Raw genomic sequence first — 4,575 nt, 5'->3', positions numbered from 1 at the left:
CCGGGCAGTCCACGTGCGCGTAGTGCCGCTTCTCCGTCGAGTACTCGACGTGCGCCGTCGCGATCGTGATGCCGCGCTCGCGCTCCTCCGGCGCCTTGTCGATCTGATCGTACGCCATGAACTGCGCGCGGCCCTTCGTCGCGCAGTACTTCGTGATGGCGGCCGTCAGCGTCGTCTTGCCGTGGTCGACGTGACCGATCGTCCCCACGTTCACGTGCGGCTTGCTGCGCTCGAACTTCTCCTTGCCCATGACTTCCTCTCTTTCCTGTCCGAGGTCTGGCGGCTACTTCGTGGCCGCAGCGGTGCCCTTCGCCTTGGAGACGATGGTCTCCGCGATGTTGCTCGGGACCTGCGCGTAGTGCTTGAACTGCATCGAGTAGGTGGCGCGGCCCTGCGTCTTGGAGCGGAGGTCGGTGGCGTAGCCGAACATCTCCGCGAGCGGCACGAGCGCCTCGATGATCTGGACGCCCGTCCCGGGGTTCATCGACTGGATCTTGCCGCGGCGCGAGTTCAGGTCGCCGATGACGTCGCCCATGTAGTCGTCGGGAGTCGTGACCTCGACCGCCATGATCGGCTCGAGCAGGATGGGCTTCGCCTTCGCCGCGCCATCCTTGAAGCCCATCGAGCCGGCGATCTTGAACGCCATCTCGGACGAGTCGACGTCGTGGTAGCTGCCGTCGAAGACCTCGATCTTGATGTCGACCACCGGGTAGCCGGCGAGCACGCCGCTCGTCATGGCCTCCTCGATGCCCTTCTGGATCGGGGAGATGAACTCCTTCGGGATCGAGCCGCCGACCGTGGCGTTCACGAACTCGAAGCCCTTGCCCGGCTCCTGCGGGATGAGGCGCAGCCAGCAGTGGCCGTACTGGCCGCGGCCGCCGGTCTGACGGATGTAGCGGCCCTCGGACTCGACCTGCTTCGTGATGGTCTCGCGGTAGGCGACCTGCGGCTTGCCGACGTTCGCCTCGACCTTGAACTCGCGGAACATGCGGTCGACGAGGATCTCGAGGTGGAGCTCGCCCATCCCGCCGATGATCGTCTGGCCCGTCTCCTCGTCGGTGTGGACGCGGAAGGACGGATCCTCCATCTGGAGGCGGTTCAGCGCGACGCCCATCTTGTCCTGGTCGGCCTTCGACTTGGGCTCGATGGCGACGTGGATCACCGGCTCCGGGAACTCCATCCGCTCGAGGATGACCGCGGCCGACTCGTCGCAGAGCGTGTCGCCCGTCGTGGTCGCGCGGAGGCCGACCGCCGCGGCGATGTCGCCCGCGTAGACCTCCTTGATCTCCTCGCGCTTGTTGGCGTGCATCTGGAGGAGGCGGCCGATGCGCTCCTTCTTGTCCTTCGTCGCGTTGTAGACGTAGGAGCCCGCCTCGAGCTTGCCCGAGTAGACGCGGAAGAACGTGAGGTTCCCCACGAACGGGTCGTTCATGATCTTGAACGCGAGGGCCGCGAACGGCTCCGAGTCGGCGGTGGCGCGCGTGACCTCGTCGCCCTTCGCCGTCACGCCCTTCACCGCCGGGACGTCGAGCGGGCTCGGCAGGAAGTCGACCACTGCGTCGAGGATCTGCTGGACGCCCTTGTTCTTGAAGGCCGTCCCGCAGATGACCGGGAAGAACTTCATCTCGAGCGTGCCCTTGCGCAGGCCGCGGAGGAGCTCCTCCGCCGTGAGCGGGTGGCCGTCGAGGTACTTGTGCATCAGGGCGTCGTCGACCTCGGCCGCGGCCTCCTCGAGCTTGGACCGGTACTCGGCGGCCTGCTCCCGGAGGTTCTCCGGGATCTCGACCTCCTGGTACTTCGCGCCCATCGTCTCATCGTCGAAGGTGATGCCCTTCATCTTGATGAGATCGACCATGCCGCGGAACTTGTCCTCCGCGCCGATCGGGATCTGGAGCGACACCGGGCGGGCGCCGAGCTTCTGCTGGATGGTCTGGACGGCGCGGAAGTAGTCGGCGCCGATGCGGTCCATCTTGTTGATGAAGCAGATGCGGGGGACCTTGTACTTGTCCGCCTGCCGCCAGACCGTCTCGGACTGCGGCTGGACGCCCTGCACCGCGTCGAACACCGCGCACGCGCCGTCGAGCACGCGGAGCGAGCGCTCCACCTCGATGGTGAAGTCGACGTGCCCGGGGGTGTCGATGATGTTCAGCCGGTGCTCGCGCCAGAACGCGGTCGTCGCGGCCGACGTGATGGTGATGCCGCGCTCCCGCTCCTGCTCCATCCAGTCCATGACGGTCGTGCCCTCATGGACCTCACCGATCTTGTGCGTGACGCCGGTGTAGAAGAGGATTCGCTCGGTCGTAGTCGTCTTGCCGGCATCGATGTGCGCCATGATGCCGAAGTTGCGATAACGCTCGAGTGGACTGGTGCGGGGCATCTGTTCGTTCCTTCGAATCCTTCGTGCGTGCGCAAGACCGGTCCGCCGGATCCCTCCGGCGACACCGCGTTACCGACCGAGCTGTCAAAGAGCGAAGCGGGTCCTACCGTGCTCGAGAACCCCGGCCGGCAGCGCCGACCCCTGCTCTTCCTCGATCCTCCTCCTACCCTCTCACCACCGGTAATGCGCGAAGGCCTTGTTGGCCTCGGCCATCTTGTGCGTGTCCTCGCGCTTCTTCACCGCGTTCCCGCGGTTGTTCGCAGCGTCGATGATCTCGCCGGCGAGCTTCTCCTGCATCGTCTTCTCGCCGCGGGCCTTCGAGTAATCGATCAGCCAGCGCATTGCAAGCGCGGTGCGCCGATCCTGGCGGACCTCGACCGGCACCTGGTACGTCGCGCCGCCGACGCGGCGGCTCTTGACCTCGACGACGGGCTTCACGTTGTCGAGGGCCTTCTTGAAGATCTTGAGCGGATCGTCCTTGAGCTTCTGCTCGACCTGGTCGAACGCGCCGTAGATGATGCGCTCGCCGGTGGACTTCTTCCCCTCGCGCATCAGGTTGTTGACGAACTTCGCCACGATCCGGTCCTGGAACTTCGGATCGGGCAGAATCTTCCGCTTCTCGACTTCGCGACGACGAGGCATCGGACCTTATCCTTCTCGAGCTAGCTCGGGCGCTTCGCGCCGTACTTCGAGCGGCTCTGCTTGCGGCCCTGCACGCCGACGGCGTCGAGGGTCCCGCGGACGATGTGGTAGCGGACGCCCGGGAGGTCCTTCACGCGGCCACCGCGGATGAGGACCACCGAGTGCTCCTGCAGGTTGTGGCCCACGCCGGGGATGTAGCTCGTCACCTCGAAGCCGTTCGTGAGGCGAACGCGGGCGACCTTGCGGAGCGCCGAGTTCGGCTTCTTGGGCGTCGTCGTGTACACGCGCGTGCAGACGCCGCGCTTCTGCGGCGACTCCTTGAGCGCGGGCGCCTTCTTCTTCGTGAGGAGCTTCTCGCGCCCCTTGCGCACCAGCTGGCTGATCGTCGGCATCTTGAGCGAGCTCTTTTCCCAACAAAAACGCGCCGGAATCGTGGAACCGGGCGCGTGTGGACAAATCCCGTCTTAAGGGCGGCGGATTATACGGGTGCGCGTTCGAGAGTCAAGCCCTTCCGCGCGCTTGCGCTCGGCGGCCAGGGAACGTTCGCGCGAAGGAGGGTCATTCCCCGGCGCGGGGCGAGCAGAGCACGTAGTGGAAGACGTCCCGCCTGCCGTGCTCGCTGTACCCCCAGTGCTCGTGCAGCTCGTGGAACCGGATCTCGAACCCCGCACGGTCGAGCTGGCGGGCGAGCGCCTCCCGGGACGGGAACCAGCGCGATTGGCCGTCCCAGTTCACCCACACGTCGGGCCGATAGAGCGGCAGCCCCTGCCCTTCCCATACCGAGCCCGCGCCCTTGATCCCGAAGGCGAAGAATCCGAGTTCTTGCCGGGGGGCGCGAGGAAGCTGCGCCCCCCGGTCCCCCGCTGGCGCGCCGGCGAGCAACAGCCGGCGCACGAGCGCGTAGATGCGAGCGAGCTCGCCGGACGAGAAGTAGTGCAGGCTCGAGTACGAGTAGACGAGGTTCGCGCCGGCCGCGGGCGTGTCCGGCCGCTCGAGCACCTCGGCGAAGTCCCCGGCCACGAGCGCGGGGACGACGGGCGGCGGCTCGCGGTCCACGCGCGCCTGGAAGGCGGCGAGCGCGTCCTGCGAGACGTCGACGCCCGCGTAGCCGTCCACCCCCGGCGCACCGAGGAAGCCAAAGGCGTCGTTCCCCACGCCGCAGCCGAGCTCCAGGACGCGCAGGCGCACGCCGCGCGCGCCCAGCTCCTCGAGGAGCCGCCACACGAGCGGGTTCGGCTCGCGCACGCGCGTGAACCCGTAGGCGAGCTGCGGCTCACGGTAGAGGCGCTCCCAGTCGAAGCGCAGGTCGAGCATGAAGCGGGCGTAGGCGAGCGCGTCGCGCTCGCGCCCAGCGGCGAGGAGCGCGTCGAGGACGGCGAGCAGGAACCCCGGCAGATCGAGCGCGTCGCCGTGCTCGGCGCGCGCGAGCCACAGCGCCGTCGCGAGATCGCCCGAGCGGGCGGCCACGAACTCGGGCACGTGGCGCGCGAGGCGCTGCTGCGCCGGGGAGAGCCGCGCGACGCGCGGCGCGAGCGCGGCGCGGAGCGCGTCGGCGC

The 4,575-nt window shown here is 67.9% G+C and carries 5 protein-coding genes; all 5 read right to left on the bottom strand.

Going from position 1 to position 4,575, the window contains the following annotated elements; translation table 11 throughout:
• On the bottom strand, positions 1-250 hold a 250-nt coding region (locus MNZ39_RS23310), incomplete at its 3' end, for a GTP-binding protein (RefSeq protein WP_242341483.1).
• Between the two features lie 33 nt (positions 251-283).
• The gene (fusA, locus tag MNZ39_RS23305) at positions 284-2,377 is read right to left on the bottom strand and encodes an elongation factor G (protein WP_242341482.1); all 2,094 of its coding nucleotides are present in this window, start codon (positions 2,375-2,377) and stop codon (positions 284-286) included.
• 171 nt (positions 2,378-2,548) lie between these two features.
• The gene (gene rpsG, locus MNZ39_RS23300) at positions 2,549-3,019 is read right to left on the bottom strand and encodes a 30S ribosomal protein S7 (protein WP_012096690.1); all 471 of its coding nucleotides are present in this window, start codon (positions 3,017-3,019) and stop codon (positions 2,549-2,551) included.
• A gap of 20 nt (positions 3,020-3,039) precedes the next feature.
• Entirely contained in the window at positions 3,040-3,411 is a 372-nt protein-coding gene (rpsL, locus tag MNZ39_RS23295) for a 30S ribosomal protein S12 (protein WP_242341481.1), read from the bottom strand.
• Between the two features lie 166 nt (positions 3,412-3,577).
• Positions 3,578-4,575: class I SAM-dependent methyltransferase (locus MNZ39_RS23290; RefSeq protein ID WP_242341480.1), on the bottom strand; the 998-nt coding region annotated here is incomplete at its 5' end.

It is taken from the genome of Anaeromyxobacter sp. SG66, assembly GCF_022690805.1.
GTDB lineage: Bacteria > Myxococcota > Myxococcia > Myxococcales > Anaeromyxobacteraceae > Anaeromyxobacter > Anaeromyxobacter soli.
This window is presented reverse-complemented; position numbering and strand designations above follow the sequence as displayed.